This is a genomic window from Dysgonomonas sp. ZJ279, assembly GCF_011039205.1.
Lineage (GTDB): Bacteria > Bacteroidota > Bacteroidia > Bacteroidales > Dysgonomonadaceae > Dysgonomonas.
The window spans coordinates 699422-719440 of record NZ_JAAKEL010000001.1 but is presented as its reverse complement, the minus strand read 5'-3'; the positions used below and the strand labels follow the sequence as shown (position 1 = coordinate 719440).

General features: G+C 38.1%; 12 protein-coding genes. 5 read left to right on the top strand and 7 right to left on the bottom strand.

Annotation, left to right across the window (positions count from 1 at the left end):
- The first annotated feature begins 1 nt into the window (after position 1).
- The 4 genes from G7Y57_RS03195 to G7Y57_RS03180 are packed head-to-tail and all read left to right on the top strand — an operon-like array spanning position 2 to position 5672.
- Positions 2-1840, top strand: a complete 1839-nt coding sequence (locus G7Y57_RS03195) for a glycoside hydrolase family 13 protein (RefSeq protein WP_165020720.1) — start codon at positions 2-4, stop codon at positions 1838-1840.
- 37 nt (positions 1841-1877) lie between these two features.
- Positions 1878-2903, top strand: a complete 1026-nt coding sequence (locus G7Y57_RS03190; protein WP_165020719.1) for a LacI family DNA-binding transcriptional regulator — start codon at positions 1878-1880, stop codon at positions 2901-2903.
- A 39-nt stretch (positions 2904-2942) separates the two neighbouring features.
- Positions 2943-4283 carry an SLC45 family MFS transporter gene (locus G7Y57_RS03185; protein ID WP_165020718.1) on the top strand — a complete coding sequence of 447 codons (1341 nt, stop codon included), beginning with the start codon at positions 2943-2945 and terminating at the stop codon, positions 4281-4283.
- Positions 4284-4301: 18 nt separating this feature from the next.
- Entirely contained in the window at positions 4302-5672 is a 1371-nt protein-coding gene (locus G7Y57_RS03180) for an alpha-amylase family glycosyl hydrolase (protein WP_165020717.1), read from the top strand.
- Positions 5673-5782: 110 nt separating this feature from the next.
- Here G7Y57_RS03180 and G7Y57_RS03175 read toward each other — a convergent pair whose 3' ends face one another.
- The 6 genes from G7Y57_RS03175 to G7Y57_RS03150 form a co-directional block, all read right to left on the bottom strand.
- On the bottom strand, positions 5783-7993 hold the full coding sequence (locus G7Y57_RS03175; protein WP_165020716.1) for a glycoside hydrolase family 97 protein: 2211 nt from the start codon (positions 7991-7993) through the stop codon (positions 5783-5785).
- A 217-nt stretch (positions 7994-8210) separates the two neighbouring features.
- The gene (locus tag G7Y57_RS03170) at positions 8211-9263 is read right to left on the bottom strand and encodes a SusF/SusE family outer membrane protein (protein WP_255491315.1); all 1053 of its coding nucleotides are present in this window, start codon (positions 9261-9263) and stop codon (positions 8211-8213) included.
- 35 nt (positions 9264-9298) lie between these two features.
- Positions 9299-10918 carry a RagB/SusD family nutrient uptake outer membrane protein gene (locus G7Y57_RS03165; protein ID WP_165020715.1) on the bottom strand — a complete coding sequence of 540 codons (1620 nt, stop codon included), beginning with the start codon at positions 10916-10918 and terminating at the stop codon, positions 9299-9301.
- A gap of 19 nt (positions 10919-10937) precedes the next feature.
- Positions 10938-13961, bottom strand: coding sequence for a SusC/RagA family TonB-linked outer membrane protein (locus tag G7Y57_RS03160; protein ID WP_165020714.1), 3024 nt, complete (start codon positions 13959-13961; stop codon positions 10938-10940).
- A gap of 391 nt (positions 13962-14352) precedes the next feature.
- On the bottom strand, positions 14353-15423 hold the full coding sequence (locus tag G7Y57_RS03155; RefSeq protein WP_165020713.1) for a glycerophosphodiester phosphodiesterase: 1071 nt from the start codon (positions 15421-15423) through the stop codon (positions 14353-14355).
- 120 nt (positions 15424-15543) lie between these two features.
- Entirely contained in the window at positions 15544-15954 is a 411-nt protein-coding gene (locus tag G7Y57_RS03150) for a DoxX family protein (protein WP_165020712.1), read from the bottom strand.
- Positions 15955-16123: 169 nt separating this feature from the next.
- Between G7Y57_RS03150 and G7Y57_RS03145 the strand changes: the two genes are divergently transcribed.
- The gene (locus tag G7Y57_RS03145; protein ID WP_165020711.1) at positions 16124-18661 is read left to right on the top strand and encodes a prolyl oligopeptidase family serine peptidase; all 2538 of its coding nucleotides are present in this window, start codon (positions 16124-16126) and stop codon (positions 18659-18661) included.
- 177 nt (positions 18662-18838) lie between these two features.
- On the opposite strand, the gene G7Y57_RS03140 is transcribed toward G7Y57_RS03145, so the two are convergent.
- The gene (locus tag G7Y57_RS03140; RefSeq protein ID WP_165020710.1) at positions 18839-20011 is read right to left on the bottom strand and encodes an esterase; all 1173 of its coding nucleotides are present in this window, start codon (positions 20009-20011) and stop codon (positions 18839-18841) included.
- Between the last annotated feature and the right edge of the window lie 8 nt (positions 20012-20019).

The window sequence follows — 20019 nt, the reverse complement described above, 5'->3', positions numbered from 1 at the left end:
TATGAAAAAGAGTGTTTTAACCCTATTATTAGCCGTTTTAATCAGTCAATCCATTTTTGCAATTGACATTAAAACGTTAGAACCTGCATTTTGGTGGACAGGAATGAAAAATCCTGAAGTACAAATTCTGATACACGGCGATAACATTGCTAAAAGCGATGTGAACATTACATCTAAAGCTGTGCGATTAAAAGAATCGGTTCGGTTGGAGAATCCGAATTATCTATTATTATATTTAGATTTATCGGGCGCTCAACCGGAAAAATTCGATATAGTATTCCAACAAGGTAAAGATAAGAAGGTTGTTCCTTACGAAATAAAACAAAGAAAAACAGGATCGTCAGACAGAATTGGATTCAATTCGAGTGATGTACTATACCTCATTATGCCCGATCGTTTTGCTAATGGCGACCCATCTAACGATGTCATTAAAGGAATGCGCGAAACGAAGGTAGACCGTAGTGAACAATATGCACGTCATGGCGGAGACTTTAAAGGAATAGCAAATAATCTGGATTACATTTATGACCTTGGTGTAACTGCTATCTGGTTAAATCCTGTAATGGAAAACGATATGCCGAGAGGCTCATATCATGGTTATGCCACTACCGACTATTATAAAGTGGACAGACGTTTCGGATCTAATGACGAGTTTGTTTCTTTAGTAGATAAAGCACATGCTAAAGGCATGAAAATAGTAATGGATATGATTTTCAACCATTGCGGCAGCGAACATTTCTTTTTCACAGACAAACCGTCTAAAGACTGGTTCAATTTTTCGGAGAAATACATCCAGACATCATATAAGACAACAACACAATATGATCCTTATGTGTCGACAGCAGATAAGAAATTAGCTTTGGATGGTTGGTTTGTAGAATCTATGCCGGATTTGAATCAACGGAATCCGCACGTAGCAAAATACCTCATCCAAAATAGTATCTGGTGGATCGAATATGGCGGAATTGACGGAATCCGTCAAGATACACATCCTTATGCAGACTTCGATATGATGGCTCGCTGGTGTAAAGAAGTAACCGAAGAATATCCGGACTTCAATATTGTAGGAGAAACATGGTATGGTAATAATGTGGCCATCGCTTACTGGCAAAAAGATAGTAAACTAGCTGCTCCCCGTAATTCCAATCTACGCAGCGTTATGGATTTCCCGTTGATGGGAGTTATGGAGAAAGCCTTCGACGAAGAAACTTCTTGGGATAATGGAATGGCGCGAATCTATGACTATCTGGGGCAAGATATTGTATATGAAAACCCAATGGAATTACTTATATTTCTCGACAATCATGATACATCCCGTTTCTATAAAACGGAAGAGAGTACATCTAATTTCGACAGATACAGACAAGCCATTACTTTTCTGTTAACAACACGTGGTATACCCGAAATATATTACGGTACAGAGATTCTGATGGCTGCCGACAAAGCAAATGGAGATGGTACTTTACGTGAAACATTCCCCGGAGGATGGGCGGAAGACAAACAAAATGCATTTACTAATCGCACGGATAAACAAGATAAAGCATATAATTTTGCACGTAAAATATTGCAATGGCGTAAAGGGAATGATGTTATAGCTAAAGGTACACTAAAACATTTCGCTCCTACCGATGGCATCTATGTTTACGAACGTAAACACAATGGCAAATCAGTAGTTGTTATATTAAGTGGAACAGACCAACAAAAAAACATTAACATAGCTTCATACAAGGAAATATTAACAAAGAATCAAGCAAAAGATATTATAAGTGAAAAAACAATAGATTTGAGTGGAAACACATTAACTATTGCTCCGAGAGATGTTCTGGTATTAGAATTTTGATTATTTTTATAGGGATAACTCCTCAACGTCTCCAATCATGAAAAAAGGTCATCTCACAATAAAAGATATAGCCAAAGATTTGAATGTTTCGCCCTCGACTGTGTCGAGGGCTTTAAAGGATAATCCCGACATCAGCCTCGAAACACGAAAACTTGTTCAGGAGTACGCCAAAAAAAATAAATACAAGCCGAATGCTCTTGCCCTTAGCCTGCGTAATCAGCACACCAATATCATCGGAGTTATTGTGCCCGAATTGGCAAATCATTTCTTCTCAGCAGTATTGTCTGGAATGGAAACAATTGCCGAAGACAAAGGTTATCAGGTTATTATTTGTCAATCATCAGAAGATTACCATAAAGAAATACGTAATGTGCAAACTCTGATAAAGGCTCGCGTTTGCGGTGCCCTTATTTCACAAGCTAAGACAACAACGCAGTACGAACATTTCGAAGAGTTGCTGGATAATGATATACCTGTTATCTTTTTCGACAGAATATGCATCGGTATAGATGCCGATAAAGTTGTGGTAGATGATTATTCCGGCACATTCACAGCTGTGGAATATATGATCAAAAGCGGATGTAAGCGCATAGCTTTTTTCTCTGCACCTCTTCATATGGAGATTTCGAAAAACAGAAAAAACGGCTATCTGGATGCTATACGCAAATATCATTTACCAGTAGAAGAAAATTTGATTCGTATAGCCGACAATAAGCCATTAGGATATGAAAGAGCAATGGAGATACTCCAAGAGCCAAATAGACCCGATGGTTTTATGGCAATGAATGATTATACAGCTTCCGGCATATTATTAGCGGCAAAGAAACTAAAACTAAGAATACCTGATGATATATCTATTTGCGGGTTCTCGAACTCGAATATATCACAGGATACCGATCCGATGCTTACAACAATGGATCAGCACCCCGAAAAAGTAGGCGAAGAAGCGATGAAACTTTTGCTCGAAAAAGTTGAAAATCCCGAAGACACGACACGAAAGAATAAGATCATAAAAACATCGCTGATTGTCAGGCAGACTACACGTGTTCTACCCGACAATTAAAATAATACACTAAACTAATACCGATCTAAACCATATACCATGAAACAAAAACCTACTCTTAACTTTTGGCAAATCTGGAATCTTAGTTTCGGATTTTTAGGCATACAAATAGGATATTCATTGCAAAGTTCTCAAACAAGCCGAATACTTTCGGCTCTCGGAGCTGATCCACATCACCTTCCCCTATTCTGGCTGGCAGCACCCATAGCCGGACTTATTGTACAACCGATCATCGGAATGTCGAGCGATCGTACATGGACAAGACTAGGCAGGCGTATTCCTTTTATACTGGCTGGAGCAATAGTGTCTGCAATTGCCATGTTCTTTATGCCCAATTCTGAAATAGTAGCGCATATTTTCCCACCCGTATTTTTCGGTGCCTGCATGTTGCTGTTTATGGACTGTGCATTCAATGTTTCCATGCAACCATTCCGATCACTGGTTGGGGATATGGTAAACGATAAACAACGAAATCAAGGATACTCGATACAGAGTTTCCTTACAAATATAGGGGCTGTTGTAGGTTCCTTTCTTCCATTTATACTGACATGGATCGGGATAAGAAATATACCGAAAGTAGGGGAAATGGTTCCGCCTTCGGTAATCTGGGCATTTTATTTCGGAGGAGCAGTATTATTACTCGCTGTGCTATGGACATGTTTCCGCGTGAAAGAATATCCACCTAAAGAGTATGAAGAATATAATAATATCACAGAGGCTGAAAAGAAAAAAACATCGTTCGTCGATATTCTGAAAAGCACTCCTAAAACGATGCTTCAGCTATCCATTGTCCAGTTTTTCTCGTGGTTTGCATTATTCTTAATGTGGGTATATGCAACCGATGGTATTGCTGAAAATGTTTGGCACACGAAAGACCCTCTTTCACAAGCATATAACGAAGCAGGAAACTGGAATGGTGTATTGAGTGGCATTTATGGCATATTCGCTGTTGGATTTTCCATATTCATGGCAAAGATAGCCGATAAAATAGGACGTAAAAAAGTTTATTCTTTTGCTCTGTTAATGGGTGCATTAGGCTTAGTGTCGATGTTCTTCTTCGATGATAAAAATATGTTGCTGATTTCCATGCTTGGCATTGGTATTGCTTGGGCAGGTATTCTTGCTATGCCCTATGCAATTCTATCAGCAGCACTTCCTGCAAGTAAAATGGGTGTATATATGGGAATATTCAATGCGACAATCACCATTCCTCAGATTGTTGCGGGATTAACAGGTGGCTTATTGTTGAAATACGTTGCCGAAGGCAGTTCTATCACAATGCTTGTTGTCGCAGGCGTGTCCATGTTATTAGCAGCAATTTCGGTTGCGTTTGTAAAAGACATAGAGCCTAAAGCAGCAGAAACTGAAATGATAAAATAAATACATAAAATAAATTACATGAGAAAGAATCTTTCATTATTCATTATTGCATCCCTTGTTTTGCTTGGTACATCTTGTAAACAAAAAGCCAATAATGATAATCTAACAGTAGAAACAGAAGAAAAATGCACCGTGCAACACCTCGATTGGACCCGTAATGCTGTAATCTACGAAGTAAATATCAGACAATACACCAAAGAAGGAACATTCGCTGCATTCGAACAGCATTTGCCCCGTCTTAAAGAATTAGGGGTGGATGTACTTTGGATTATGCCAGTGCATCCTATATCAGAAAAAAATAGAAAAGGAACACTCGGCAGCTATTACGCTGTAAAAGACTACAAAGGTATCAATCCCGAATTCGGTACAAAAGAAGACTTCAAACGCTTGGTAGATAAGGCTCACGAAATGGGATTCAAAGTAATAATAGACTGGGTAGCAAATCATACAGGCTGGGATAATGCATGGATAACCGAACATCCTGATTGGTACATGAAAGACAGTACCAACACGATTGTTTCGCCTTACGACTGGACTGACACCGCAGAGTTGAATTACGATAACAATGATATGCGCACGGCAATGGTTGGTGCGATGAAATATTGGGTTACCGATTTCGATATCGATGGTTTCAGATGCGATATGGCGCACGAGGTTCCAACCGATTTCTGGAATAGTACCAGAAAGGAATTGGACAGTGTAAAACCAATGTTTATGCTAGCCGAATCTGAAAACTCTGACTTGTTAGAGCATGCTTTTGATGCGAACTATTCATGGGAATTGATGCATATGATGGCTGATGTAGTAAAAAAGACTAAGAATGCTGACACTATTTACTCTTATATTCAAAAACTGGATACTACAATTTGTAGTGATGCTTATAAAATGAATTTCCTTACCAATCACGATGAAAATTCGTGGAACGGAACAGAATTCGAACGTTACGGAAAGGGTGTGGAAGCTTTTGCTGTACTTACCTATACTCTCAATGGTATGCCGATGATATATACCGGACAAGAAGTAGGATTAAAGAAACGTTTATCTTTCTTCGAGAAAGACCAAGTTCCGTCATGGAACGAAAACTCAACTACAGAATTCTATAAAAAATTAAATAATCTAAAACGCACTCATCCTGCTTTGCGTGCCGGTGAACAAGGCGGAAAGATAAAAAGATACAGTACTTCCGCTAACGATAATTTACTTATATTCTCACGAGAAAGAGAAGGGAAAGAAATCCTTGTTATGCTGAACTTATCGGATAAGAATATTACGTATACGAGTAACGATGGATTTGGCAGAGGTAATTTTACAGATTACTTTACAGGAACAGCCATCAAAGAACTACCTGCAACTCTTAAACCTTGGGAGTATAGAGTACTGACAAAATAACATTCAGTTTTAGTTTATATACAAACAGTGAGGGCGCAGATTGAATAATCTGCGCCCTTGAATTTAAACTAAACATTACTATGATCTAAACAATCTTACTAATATAGACCTCACAGTTTCTTTAATCCTTTTGTTTGTTCTTTATCTGCTTCAATTACACTGATAGCGTATCCGCCACCCGGTGCACAAAGTTGAGATAACTTCGACTTATTGGTAACTATTACCTTGCGGATAGCATAAGCCTGTGGATTTGTTTTATAATTAGCATCCTTAGCATCGCTATAAATAGTTGCTATATATTGCTTGCCGGCATCCAGATAGTCGAATGAGATGGCAGATGTACGTCCATTCTCGTCACAAGTACTACCTATAAACCAGTTATTCGATCCTTTTGCTTTACGTGCAATCGTAATATAATCGCCCGGTTCAGCCTCCAATATTTTTGTATCGTCCCAATCGATCGCAACATCTTTGATGAACTGAAATGCATCTAGGAATTTATTATATGTTTCAGGCAAATCTGCTGCCATTTGCAATGGGCTATACATCGTAACATACAATGCCAACTGGCGGGCAAGAGTCGTATTTACATGCGAATTATTATCGGGATTATAAGCGCTTACATCCATTTGGAAAATACCCGGTGTATAATCCATCGGACCACCTATCAAACGAGTAAACGGAAGAATTGTGGTATGATCGGGAGTGTTGCCGCCAAATGCTTCATATTCTGTTCCTCGAGCCGATTCATTACCGATAAGATTCGGATATGTACGAGATACTCCCGTCGGGCGCACTGCCTCATGAGCGTTTACCATAATCTTGTGTTTAGCTGCTTCTTCTAAAGCATGCATATAATGATTTACCATCCATTGCCCATAATGAAATTCACCACGAGGGATAATGCTTCCTACATAACCACTCTTTACAGAATTATAACCATTGTCTGCCATAAACTGATATGCTTTCTCCATGTGACGTTCATAGTTGCGTACCGAAGAAGATGTTTCATGATGCATCATCATTTTCACGCCTTTACTTTTAGCATAATTATGAATTTCTTGAACATCGAAATCAGGATATGGAGTAACGAAATCAAACACATAGTCTTTCGAGTGACCAAACCAGTCTTCCCATCCGATATTCCAGCCTTCGACCAATACGGCATCAAATCCGTGAAGGGCTGCAAAATCAATGTACTTTTTCACATTAGCTGTATTCGCTGCGTGTTTACCGTTAGGTTTTGTTTTTGTATAATCGGTTTCTCCCAATCTAACACTTGGTAATTCGTCTGTATACGCCCATGTGCTTTTTCCGGTAATCATTTCCCACCATACACCAATATATTTAACAGGTTTGATCCACGAAGTATCTTCTATCTTAGAAGGGTCATTCAGGTTCAAGGTCAATTTAGAAGCTAGTATATCGCGAGCATCGTCACTCACGATTACTGTACGCCAAGGTGTTTGAGTCGGAGCTTGCATATAGCCTTTAGCTCCTTGGGCATCGGGAGTCAACCACGATTCTAAGACCATATTTTTATCATCCAGATTCAAATGCATACAAGCATAATCTATCAAAGCTGCTTCGTGTATATTGATGTAAAGTCCGTCTGAACTCTTCATCATCAATGGAGTCTGTACACCTGTTTCAGAAAATGGTGTTTGCGAAACGTTAGGCGTATAAGCAGTTTTGAAGCGGCTTCTTATTTCTGATAGATTCGACGTTGTGTAGTTATATTCTTGCGTATCATAGTCACCGGGTATCCAGAATGTCTTATGATCGCCAGCCAATGCAAATTGAGTCTTTTCTTCTTTGATAACAAAGTAAATCAGATTCTTTTGTGTAGGAAATTCATAACGGAAACCAAGGCCGTCATCAAATACACGGAAACGAAGTACAATTTGCCTATCTGTTGACTTTTGATTCAAAGTAACAGCAAGTTCATTATAATGATTACGAATATCTTTCACTTCTCCCCAAACCGGCTGCCATACTTCATCGAATGTAGAGGTCTTTGTTTCCGTTACTTCAAAGCCGTTCAATAAAGACACTTTGTCATTTGCCTGATCAGTATTCGATTTGCGTTCAATAGAAAAATCACTGAAATTAGAAGGTTTATCCGATTCATCTTTCAGCTCCAGTCCCAGCTTACTGGGTTTAATAACATCTTTGCCTTTATACGTCAGACTGTATGTCGGCACTCCCCCATCGTGTAACGAAAAGGATAGTTTCAGATTACCATTTGGTGATTGTACATCTTGTGCTGAAATAAGTCCAGCCGAAAGACATAAACACACCAGAGTAAATAATTTTCTCATTGCTTTGTTTTAATATAATTAGTGATTTAATGATTTATCATCTTAAATGAAGTCGGATAGAATCCGTTATACAAAGTAACGGATTAGATACTGCTATATGCCTATATGCCCAATGCAATGAAGCATTTTTCGTTGCAAACGTTTGCAGATAAAACATTATAAAAAAAGCGACAGGTAAATATCCCTATCGCTTTCTATGAAGAATTTATTTTACAATTTATTGAATCGTACCTGTTCCTGTTTTAAAGTCAAGAGTTACAACAGCTCCTGCTGCAACCGGAACAGCAGCTTGATCACCGCCTGTTCCTCTATATTCAATCTTGCCATTAAAAATATTAAACTCTCTGGTCCACCAATCTGATGTTGCAATAGAAGATGCAGCATACATTCTGACATTATTGGCCGCAGTTGTTGTAATTGTAGCTTTACCATCAGTCACAGTAAATGGATATTGACCTTCCGACCATCCGCCAAAGGCATCACCGATACCATAAATCTTAGCCGGTTCGATTGCTATTTTCTTTTCAGCCATATCTATATAAACCATATACAAACCATCTGCGGGTACAACAGCATTCCCATCGCCATCGTTTGTAAAGCCGATCGATGTATCTTGTTTTCCGAAAGCTGTACCCCAATCTCTATCAGGTGACCATTTAAAACCATTACCACCTGTAAAATAATTAATAGTCCAAAATGCTCCCGCAACACCATTAACAGGTATTAATTTAACAGCACCTTCTGCATCCCAATTCCAGCCGCCAAAATCTGCGCCGGTCATATAAAGTTCTGTCGGAAGAGGCAGTATATACAAACAAGTGAATGCAACCGATTTGGTATCGCTAATAAATACCGGATCCGCGCCTGCTGTACCCAAACTCGTCTTCAAGCGGAAGTAAAGTTTAATCTCTCTGGATTCCTTCACAAACATCATAGCAGCATTATTCAGCTCCTTATAAGTCAGCTCTATAGACGTTCCAGCTGTAGCTGTAAACACCTTGAATGTTTCGAAAGATTCGAGTGTGTCCACTTCAATCTCGTATCTGGAAGGAGATTGTACACCAAATTCAGATTTAGTCCAGCTCCAAGAACCGATAACCTCTGTCAAATCTGTATCTTCTGTTATTTCAAATCCTTGCGTAACTTCCTGTGTGAAAACAGGGGCTACAAAATCATTTTCATTCAACGTTATCCTATTGCTATCATCATCGCAGGAATAAAATCCAAACAGACAAAGCGATATGATTAAAAATATATTTAGTTTTTTCATAATTCTTATATATTATATTTATGATAACTCGTAAATTAATATCCGTCCGCGTATTGTTGCAGGTTCGGATTAGAACCCATATCGTCAGCAGGAATCGGGTATACATTGTATCTTTTATCTACGCTTTTTCCGTTAAAGGTATTACCCTTCCATGTCCAAATATATGAATCGGTTGTCAATTGATTGAAACGAACCAAATCGGTACGGCGTTGTGCTTCGAAGAAAAATTCACGTCCGCGCTCGTCTAGTATAAATTGCTCGTTTATAGAGCTAACACTTGCACTAGGAGAATTGTTATATGCACGTTTACGTAGATTGTTCACATAAGTGAGTGCTGTAGATGTACTACCGCCTGCTCCCCCTCGAAGAACTGCCTCTGCATAATTCAAGTATATTTCGCCCAAACGGAATAAAGGAAAATCGGTATAAACAATATTACTTGGCGGCAAAGATCCGTCTTTATTCACGTTCGAATATTTAACGACAGGGATACCATTCTTATATCTGGTCGGGTCGATTATTTCCACATTATCTGCCAAATCGGGTTTCAACATAGAGAAACGGGTATCATCATTATAGCCGGTTTCTTTTTTGAAAACATTCAACAGAGATACGCGGGCACGATTACCCTGCCAGGCGCCTTGTGCATTAACATCGCTTTGTAGTGCCGATGGTACAGTACTACAGATAAGGAATGTCATTCCACCCCAAGTTTGAGTATCAGCACCTTCGTAGCGAATAGGGAAAATCATTTCTTTTGAATTACCGTTATCAGCTTTAAACATATCTTCGTACTTAGGTTCTAATTCATATCCTACTGCTATTACTTTACTGCTATAAGTAATACATTCTGTGTATTTACTTACTCCGGTATAAGTTCCTGCATTCAGATACAAACGTGATAATAAAGACCATGCTGCCGCTTTAGTAACGCGACCATAATATTTATTGTTATAACCCACGAATGGTTCTAATAAAGCATCTTGAGACTCCAATAATTCTGTTTCGATATAAGTAAATAATTCTTTCGGTTGAATTTGTGTAGGGGGTTCTTTACCGATCGCATTATTTTCCGTAACAAAAGGAACGGCACGGAACATATCTAACAGGTAATAATAGGCAAGAGCTCTCAAGAAACGAGCATCGCCTCTATAAACCTCGATTTCTGATCTTACATCAGCCTCAACTCCTCGCGATGATAATTTCTCATCAGTTGTTTCCCTTAGAAACTCATTTGCAAGATTCACCTGATAATAAAGACGGTAATACATTCCTTTGATAAATACATTTCCTGAATTCCAGTTCATGTAATTGAAATTATCGATACCAACATCAGTCCAGTTACAATGAGCTTCATCAGTCGGTAATTCCTGCATATTCCACAAACCGCGTAAGAAAGAAGCCTGACTACCACCGTCAACACCGGCTACATCCGACTCGTCATCTCCCGCTTTGTTTCCTGAAATAGTATATCCTGCATAAATTTTAGCTAAGCTGGATTTATAAGCTCCTAATTCTTTTCCGAAAACAGTTTCAGATACCTGTTCGTTCGGATCGATGGGCAATGTATCCAGATCATCCGTACATGATGTCATAGCTACTGATACTCCAAACAATAGCGCTATTGCCAAATATTTATATTTTATAGTTTTCATATCTATTTTATTTTGAAGATTAGAATTGTAGGCTAAGACCTATCATGTATATACGTGGGCGTGGATAAATATTATTATCGATACCCTCATTGTTAAATTCCGGATCTAAACCATTATACGATGTTATTACAAATGGATTTTGCACTGTTCCATATAACCTCATAGAACCTACATATTTCACAGGATTAACGAATGTATATCCGAGTGAGATATTGTCCATCCGCACGAAAGATGCATTTTGCACGTAATAACTTGACAGATATTGAGGGTCGCTGAAGTTAGTATACGCAGCACTGTTCACACGATTTTTCAAGAATCCCGACGGGTCGTACATGATGGCACCACCATGTGCTTCTCTGTTCGATTGAATATTGTTGTAAGCATAGTTTCCGATACTCGCGCGCACTGTAAAGTTAAAATCCCAGTTCTTATATGCCAATTGAGAAGTCATACCCATCAATACATCCGGCGCAGCACTTTTGTATTTAATCAAATCTTTTGTATCTATTACGCCATCTTTATTTTGATCGATAAATGCTCCTTCTATCGGTCTTCCATCACTATTATAAACCTGCTCGTATACATAGAATGAATTGAATGGATGATTTAAAGCGTGAATCAAAACATTTGTTCCTGTACCTCCGGATATACCACCATGGATAATTCCCGCATAATCAGGATTAGGATTATCAAGTACTTTAGTTATTTCATTATCATTGTACGAAACATTATAATTCAATGTCCAGTTCCAATCTTTGGTTTCGATAGGACGAGCTGTTACAGAAAACTCAATACCTTTATTTACAAGCTCTCCCATATTAGTCAGCAATACATTACTAAAGTTTGTACCTGCCGAAATAGGAACTTTATTTAAAAGATCTTTTGTTTTGCGATAATATACATCTACTGCTCCTGAAATACGATTTCCTAAGAATCCATAGTCAACACCGACGTTATAAGTCGTAGTTTCTTCCCATTTTAAGCCTTTGTCATATGCCTCTGGTCGAAGTACTTGAACTTTCTCGTCGCCCCAGAAGTAATTAGCACCCGGTTTACTATATTTATATCTCGCCAGATGTGGATAATCCCCGACATCCGAACCAAGATTTTGTTGACCTGTAATACCATAACCCAAACGCAGCTTCAAATCTGAGAATAAAGTTTGATCCTTCATAAACGATTCTTCGTTGATTCTCCATGCTAATGCTGCAGAAGGGAATAATCCCCAACGATTATCTTCATTGAAACGAGACGAACCATCTCTACGCAAAGTAGCAGTGAATAAGTAACGATTGTCGAATGTATAATTTGCACGACCAAAGAACGATATCAAATAGTTTTCAGACTCGTAAGAATCACCTTCTTTGTAGAATGTGGCATCTTTTTGCTCAGCAACTGTTGATGAGTAAGGGTATATGTTTGTATCTTTTCTATAGAATTCTTGCCATGAATAACCGCCCAGTACATCAAAACGATGCTTACCGATCTCTTTCGCATAATTAAGATAGAACTCCATTAATAAACTGCGTTTTAGCTGAGTATAATCTCTATTATCTCCCCATCCTTCTTTAAAATTACCTTGTACCCAACTCATCGGAGAGTTATCTTCGATAGTCACGTTTCCTTTACTGCTAGAGACATCGTAACCGAGATTTAAGTTTGCACGCAGTTCAGGTAAGAAATGCATTTTATAGTCGAATTGAACATTACCGAGACTTCTTTTCACTGTCGACTCATCGTGTTTCTGGTTAAGAAAGGCTACCGGATTAGTCAAACCTATATCGATAGGTGTACCATCTTCTTTCAAATACATGTAATATCCATTACCATATTTGCTATCATCGCTATAAATAGGTTGAGTAGGATCGAATTCAGCCGCAGCACCAATGGCTCCTTTGTCAGCAAATACGTTTGTATTATAGACGCCTTTTACGTTTAATTGTACACTTAACTTATCGTCAAAGAATTTAGGGCTCAAATTAAGTGATCCCGTCCAACGATCCATAGTTGATGTTTTCAAGATACCATTCTCTTTAGTATATCCCAGTGAAACGCGATAAGGTAACATATTCGCAGCACCGGCTACACTTATGTTATGGTCGTTACTAAACGATGTACGGAAAATTGCATCCTGCCAGTTTGTCGAAGCAGAACCTAAAGCTTTTACTTGCTCACTTCCTGCGCCAAATACTTCCGTTACGTAGTTACGGAATCGACCAGCATCCATCACATCTATTTCACCTTTTTTGGTACTAATTGAGAATGTTCCGTTATAGGCCACTTTAGGTTTCCCTGCCTGTCCTTTTTTGGTGGTTATAATGATAACACCATTCGATGCACGAGAACCATAAATTGCAGTAGCAGAAGCATCCTTCAGTACTGTAAAACTCTCTATATCGTTCGGATTGACTGTAGATAAAGGATTACCCATACCATTGATCGCATTATTATCAACCGGTATACCATCAATCACAACAAGGGGCTCATTACTAGCCGAAACTGACGATCCTCCGCGAATGCGGATAGAAGCTCCTGTACCGGGAGCACCTCCATCATTAATAACGCTAACACCGGGTGCTTTTCCAATCAATAGGTCAGAGGCGGCTACAGCCATACCTCTTGCTAGTGAATTTGCCGAAATAGTAGTAACAGCACCTGTTAAATCTTCTTTTTTAACGCTACCATAGCCGATAACTACAACTTCATCCAGTAACGCTACATCCTCTTCCAGCATTACAGAGATTGATCTTTTACCTGCTACCGATACTTCTTTCGTTGTAAAACCAATAAAAGAAATAACTAAAGTCGAATTGGAGGGTGTATTGATTTGAAAATTCCCGTCAATATCCGTCATTGCTCCGACGGTTGTACCTTTCACGACAACACTTGCACCTGTAATAGGCTCACCAAGATTATCTTTTACATTTCCATTAACAGCAATCGTTGCACCCTCTTGAGCGTACAAGTTTGTTAATGTCAGCATTCCAATCATTAAGAATAAGAATACTCTCGCATAACTTTTCTGATTTGTTTTCCTTTTCATGTGGATAATATTAAGGATTAGCTTAACAATATTTGATTTACACTATACACTACACTGTAAGTACTCATGAAAAGGTTTCGAACACTTTCATGGGTCTTAGATTTATGATGCAAATATGATAAGTTGAATTGTGTTTAGGACTAGACAAGTAACAGAATCACATGTTTTTGTTATGCAATCGTTTGCAATCAATCTGCATCCCACTAAAAGGGGTGGCAAAAGGGAGTATTAATTAACAATTTGCTTATGCCAAAAATCAATTAACATATTTTATTTTATAAATACTAACAAAAAAAGTCTTGGAGAGAGTTCCTCCAAGACTTTTTTCTTGCAATATATTATTTTCAGGCAATGTTACTGAATTTCGATAAATCAGTTTAAAAACCTCATTTTATTTTTTTAAGATATCTAGTAATAGTTCAGGTTCGTCGGTAGTTATGTAATCGATACCAAGACCCAAAAGAAATTGCATTTGCTCTTTCTTATTCACAGTCCATCCATTTGTTGTTAAACCAAGAGACTGTGCATCTTTTATCCATTGTGGATTATGATAAAAGCTAGTATGTTCATAATCGATACCTGAAATATCGGCAGCTTTCAAGTCTTCTATTTTTTTGTTATTTTCAAGGTACGATATTTTAACTGTCGGATCTAGTTGGCGAAGACGCAATACAACATCGTAATCGAAGCTTATATACTCGACCCAAGCCTGAGCTTTTTGACGATGAACCGATTGAACAACCGAGTCAGTTAAAGCCATTGTACGCATAAGCCTCGCTTCTATTGTTTGCGAATCGTCTTCTTTCCCTTGCTTTTCTTTGCCGTATGATTTTAATTCTACAATCAAGCGTGTTTTATTCTGTTTTTTTGCGCAGGCAATATACTCATCAAGCGTAGGAACTGTTTCGCCTCCTTTTAGTTGAATTGTTTTCAATACCTCCAACGTTGTGTTACCCACATTCATATTAGAAAGAATAAGATCATGCGACAATATTATTTTATTATCAGCTGACAGCCATATATCTAATTCAGAACCGGCACAACCTAATTCTATTGCTCTTTTCAACGCCCCTAACGAGTTTTGGCTCACATCGGCATGTTTCCAGGCTCCACGATGGGCAATAACCCCATTGCGAATAAAATCGTCCTTTACCAATTCGAATGTTTTTTTCTCTTTTCCAATCTTCAATTCTATTTCATAGCGCATTGGAGATTTGGCAGTCAGAACTTTATCATCCTTCAATCGGATATAACCTTGTTTGTCTATCAGAAATAAACCCGAAGTATCTTTCGCCAATTTTATCTCAGAATTATCAGATGAAACAACTTTTGCGATCAAAGCACCTCGCTGATCGACAGGTATATGATAATTATCGAGAGACAATAATGATTTTACAGACTGTGCTGTTCCATAATTAGAAACGGCTAGAAAAACGGACAGAATAAGTAGATATTTTTTCATGAAATATAATATTTAATCACTCAAAGATAATGGTTTTGATAAAACATCTGAAACGGAATAACACAAAAGAAGCGAAACCTGTAAGTTTCGCTTCTTCATATAAAATATATAAATTGGGTTTTAATCCCAAAGATGTTTACGACTTAGAGCATACTTACCTCCTCCGGTAAATACTAAAGCTAAAGCACCAAAGAAATATAAGCCAAGCAACTCGACAGCCCAACCTCCCGACTGACTTAATGTAAAGATATCAGCACTATGAGCCAATGAGGCAGCTACCACACAATTAACTGCAAAAATGGCTCCAGCTATCCTAGTTCCATAGCCAGCTATAATAAACAAGGGAGCAATAACTTCACCGACATAAACGCCATAAGCTATAAACGACGGTAAACCTGCGCCTACAACAATCTGTTCTATCACTCCCGCACCGGAACTCAATTTGGCAATACCATGAAGAAGCATTAGTATACCGATACTCAATCGAAGAATTAAAATCCCTGCATCTGTATTTTTTTCAAGTAGTTTCATTATATATTAATTTTAGTTTATACACATCATAAACAAAACACATGTAAAATTGTTTTGTATCAATTCTATTTATATACAAAAAGATGTTAAGAGCTATGATAAAATTTGATCTAATTATTTCTACCTTTACCTCATTAAGAAAATCATTAATATGTATAATATCCATACTATGAACCTAAAAGTTATCATCATTTCGATATGTTTATTTCTGACAATCAGTGTTTATGGACAGAAGCAACAACCCATATCAGAAATATACACCATTGCGCCTGTGAAAATCACAAGTCCGATAAAGGTAGATACAACCAACCTGAAAGGAAATAAATTTACAGAAAAAGATTTATTGAAGATGAGCTTAAATATCCCTGATCAAGTTGCATTCATCAAACATCTATCGCCCAATAATGACGGTTACTTTACATTGGATAAGCCTACAAACGAAGCTACATTCCAGTTATTTTCATTCTATGTAGGTTCTCACAGATTTGCAAAACCAACTCTGAAAGTAATGTCACCTAATATGCTCGAAATATACATAGATGACAAGCTGATCACTACAAAGTCGACAACGGAAGACAGCCTTCATTTAGGGAAAGAAGCTAAAGCCACACTAAGCCCCTACCCTCAACCCAATCGCATTGTTATCAAAATATTAGGAACTGCAAAAAGCAAAGCACCTGATGCCTTCAAAGTTTTTATAGAAAATGAAGACAAAGATTCTACTACAACATATACAATAGCCAATACAAATAAACGCCCTATCAACTTTACCGATATAATGAAAGGTAAACGTGTGTCGAATATATCTATATCTCCTAATGGGCAATATATTTTGTTGGGGTATAGAAATTCATTTGGAGAAAAAATTATAACTACAACAGAACTCTACAATACAAAAACAAACAGACAGATTCTTATTGATACTAATGACAGCAAAAAGCAACTTAGCTGGATGCCGAATAGTGATAAATTATTTTATGTATCGAAAGAAGATATTAACTCAAACCTCATTGTTATAGATCCTGCCACATTTGAAGAAAATGTTCTAATAAAAGACATTCCAGATGAGCGTATTTTTTTCTCGCCCGACGAAAAAACCTTGTTCTATAGTAAACAAGAAAAAGGAGAAGAATCGAAGAGTGATTTAAAGTTATTAATCTCGCCTGAAGACAGGCAGCCGGGTTATACAAATCGTTCATCCATATTCAAATATGATATAGCAACCAGATTAAGTCAGCAATTGACTTTTGGCTCGCGCTCAACATGGATTAACGATGTTAGCTTCGATTCGAAACAAATCCTATTTTCATTTGCCGATGAAGCTATTACCGAACGTCCATTCCGAAAATACTCAATGTTCAAACTCGATTTAGCAACAATGAATGTGGATACTTTGTGGACAGATCAAGGATTCGCACACAGAGCCTCATTTTCACCTGATGCTACAAAAATATTGATATCTGGGTCTGCCGAAGCATTCGGAGGCATCGGATTAAATATAAATGATGGGCAAATAGCTAATAGCTATGATGGGCAAGCCTTTATTATGGACTTAAATACAAAGAAAATCGATCCTATTACAAAAAACTTTAATCCAAGTATAGACGATCTTTTTTGGAATAAGAAAGATAATATGATCTATTTCCGCACTACAGATAAAGATTATGTAAACATATATCGCTACAACCCTACAACTAAATCATACACACATCTCCCTATGAAAGAAGATGTTGTTCGCACATTTGTTTTAGCCGACAATGCTCTAACCGGTGCTTATGTAGGTGTTAGTCAATCAAATTCTACAAGAGCATATAGCTATGACGTAAAGAGCCAGCAATCAACATTAATATCAGACCCTTACAAAGAAAGATTGGCTATTCTAGAACTGGGGCAAGTAAAAGACTGGAGCTTTAAAAGTTCTGCCGGAGAAGAAATAATCGGAAGTTACTTCTTACCTCCAAACTTCGATGCTGCAAAAAAATATCCTATGATTGTCTATTATTATGGGGGAACAACTCCGACTTCACGCGCACTCGAAGGGGCTTATCCTCCACATGTATATGCAGCACTAGGATATGTAGTATATGTTATTCAACCGAGTGGAGCGATCGGCTTCGGGCAAAAATTCTCGGCTCTGCATGTCAATGCATGGGGTAAACGCACTGCCGAAGATATTATAGAAGGGACCAAACAGTTTGTGAAAGAACATTCTTTCGTAAATGACAAGAAAATTGGTTGTGTGGGAGCGTCTTACGGAGGATTCATGACAATGTATCTACAGACTCAAACCGATCTGTTCGCAGCAGCAGTATCACATGCAGGTATTAGTTCTATCAGTAGCTATTGGGGTGAAGGATACTGGGGATATACTTATAGTTCGGGAGCTAGTGCACACAGCTATCCATGGAACAATCAGGAAATGTATGTGAAGCAAAGCCCACTGTTTAATGCGGATAAAATAAATACACCGATCTTATTTACACACGGAACAGATGATACAAACGTCCCCATTGGCGAAAGTATTCAGATGTACACCGCCTTAAAGATATTAGGTAAACCCACCGAGTTTATACAAGTGAAAGGTGAAAACCATGGAATCGCGAACTACACACGTCGCATAGAATGGAGTAATTCAATATTTGCATGGTTCGACAAATGGCTGAAAGACGACAGTTCGTGGTGGGATAATATGTATCCGAAGAAATAAAAAATGAAGAAAGAGGGTGGCACAAGTGAAAATACACTGTAAAACTGTTACACCCTTCTGTCATTCTGAACGAAGTGAAGAATCCCGACTCTACATTGAGTGATCCTTCTCTCCGTTCAGGATGACAGATTCACTCGAAAAATTACTTGTCGTACATCCTTTTTTTATTACATAATATTACTTAAACAACTGAGGTACAAAATCAGTCAAATAATTACGCCAATTGCTCCATGTATGCCCACCTTCACTTTCATGATATATATACTTCATGCCTAAGCCATCCAATTGACCTCGATATCGCTCAACATCCTTATACAGAAAATCAGTCTTGCCAATACCAATCCAGTAAAGTTTATAACCATTTTTCATTTGTGTTCTGATAGCATCCTCTGCATCATCGTATACAGGAGAGCTTGCATCGCCTATCGGGTCGATAGCAGGAGAAAACAACCCGATGTAATCGAAAGTATCGGGATAATAATGTGAAATATGTAATGAATGGAATCCACCCATTGATAAACCGGCAATCGCACGCCCCGATTTATCAGCTTGGACGCGATAATTACTTTCTACAAATTTGATAACATCAGGAAAAGTTTCTTCCATTTTGCCATCCATTGTATGAGGTAATCGCGATATAGGTTTATAAAATCCAAGGCTCGACTCACCGGGCGCAGCCTCTTGCACAACATTGCCGTTCGTCATTACAACAATCATGGGTTTAGCCTTACCCTGAGCTATAAGATTATCTAATATTTGAGAAGCACGACCCAATGCCATCCAAGCTTCTTCATCACCACCCATACCATGCAATAAATAAAGCACCGGATATTTCTCTTTACTTGTTTCATAACCACGAGGTGTATAAATAGTTATGCGGCGTGTCATATCGTTTCCCGGCGAATCGTACCAACGACGGGTAACCGAACCATGAGGAACCTTGTTCACTTTATATAGGTCGCCGACTCCATTACCGACTATAAATATATTCGAAATGGTAGATACATCCCTATTAAGGAATACATTATTAGCATCATTTGATCTTAAGCCATCTATAAAAAAAGAATAGCTGTATAGATCCGAAGGCATTACCTCTGTAGTATATGTCCATAGTCCCTTTTCATCTTTTTTCATCTCTACCGTTGCAGGGGTCCAGTCTTCGCTCGGAATCCAATCTCCTGTAAGCCTCACATCTTTTGCATCGGGAGCCAGCACCCGAAATGTTACAGTATTATCTGCATGAACCTCAGGCGACACAATATCACTACCTCCCCACAGAGCTTGCTGAGAAAAGGTTTTGACACCAAAAAGCATCAAACAAGAAACTAAAATAAATATACTTTTTTTCATGACATATT

Excerpts from the sequence above, each read along its gene's own strand:
- G7Y57_RS03195 (WP_165020720.1), top strand. The coding sequence starts at position 2 with ATGAAAAAGAGTGTTTTAACCCTATTATTAGCCGTTTTAATCAGTCAA.
- G7Y57_RS03190 (WP_165020719.1), top strand. The coding sequence starts at position 1,878 with ATGAAAAAAGGTCATCTCACAATAAAAGATATAGCCAAAGATTTGAAT.
- G7Y57_RS03185 (WP_165020718.1), top strand. The coding sequence starts at position 2,943 with ATGAAACAAAAACCTACTCTTAACTTTTGGCAAATCTGGAATCTTAGT.
- G7Y57_RS03180 (WP_165020717.1), top strand. The coding sequence starts at position 4,302 with ATGAGAAAGAATCTTTCATTATTCATTATTGCATCCCTTGTTTTGCTT.
- G7Y57_RS03175 (WP_165020716.1), bottom strand. The coding sequence starts at position 7,993 with ATGAGAAAATTATTTACTCTGGTGTGTTTATGTCTTTCGGCTGGACTT.
- G7Y57_RS03170 (WP_255491315.1), bottom strand. The coding sequence starts at position 9,263 with ATGAAAAAACTAAATATATTTTTAATCATATCGCTTTGTCTGTTTGGA.
- G7Y57_RS03165 (WP_165020715.1), bottom strand. The coding sequence starts at position 10,918 with ATGAAAACTATAAAATATAAATATTTGGCAATAGCGCTATTGTTTGGA.
- G7Y57_RS03160 (WP_165020714.1), bottom strand. The coding sequence starts at position 13,961 with ATGAAAAGGAAAACAAATCAGAAAAGTTATGCGAGAGTATTCTTATTC.
- G7Y57_RS03155 (WP_165020713.1), bottom strand. The coding sequence starts at position 15,423 with ATGAAAAAATATCTACTTATTCTGTCCGTTTTTCTAGCCGTTTCTAAT.
- G7Y57_RS03150 (WP_165020712.1), bottom strand. The coding sequence starts at position 15,954 with ATGAAACTACTTGAAAAAAATACAGATGCAGGGATTTTAATTCTTCGA.
- G7Y57_RS03145 (WP_165020711.1), top strand. The coding sequence starts at position 16,124 with ATGAACCTAAAAGTTATCATCATTTCGATATGTTTATTTCTGACAATC.
- G7Y57_RS03140 (WP_165020710.1), bottom strand. The coding sequence starts at position 20,011 with ATGAAAAAAAGTATATTTATTTTAGTTTCTTGTTTGATGCTTTTTGGT.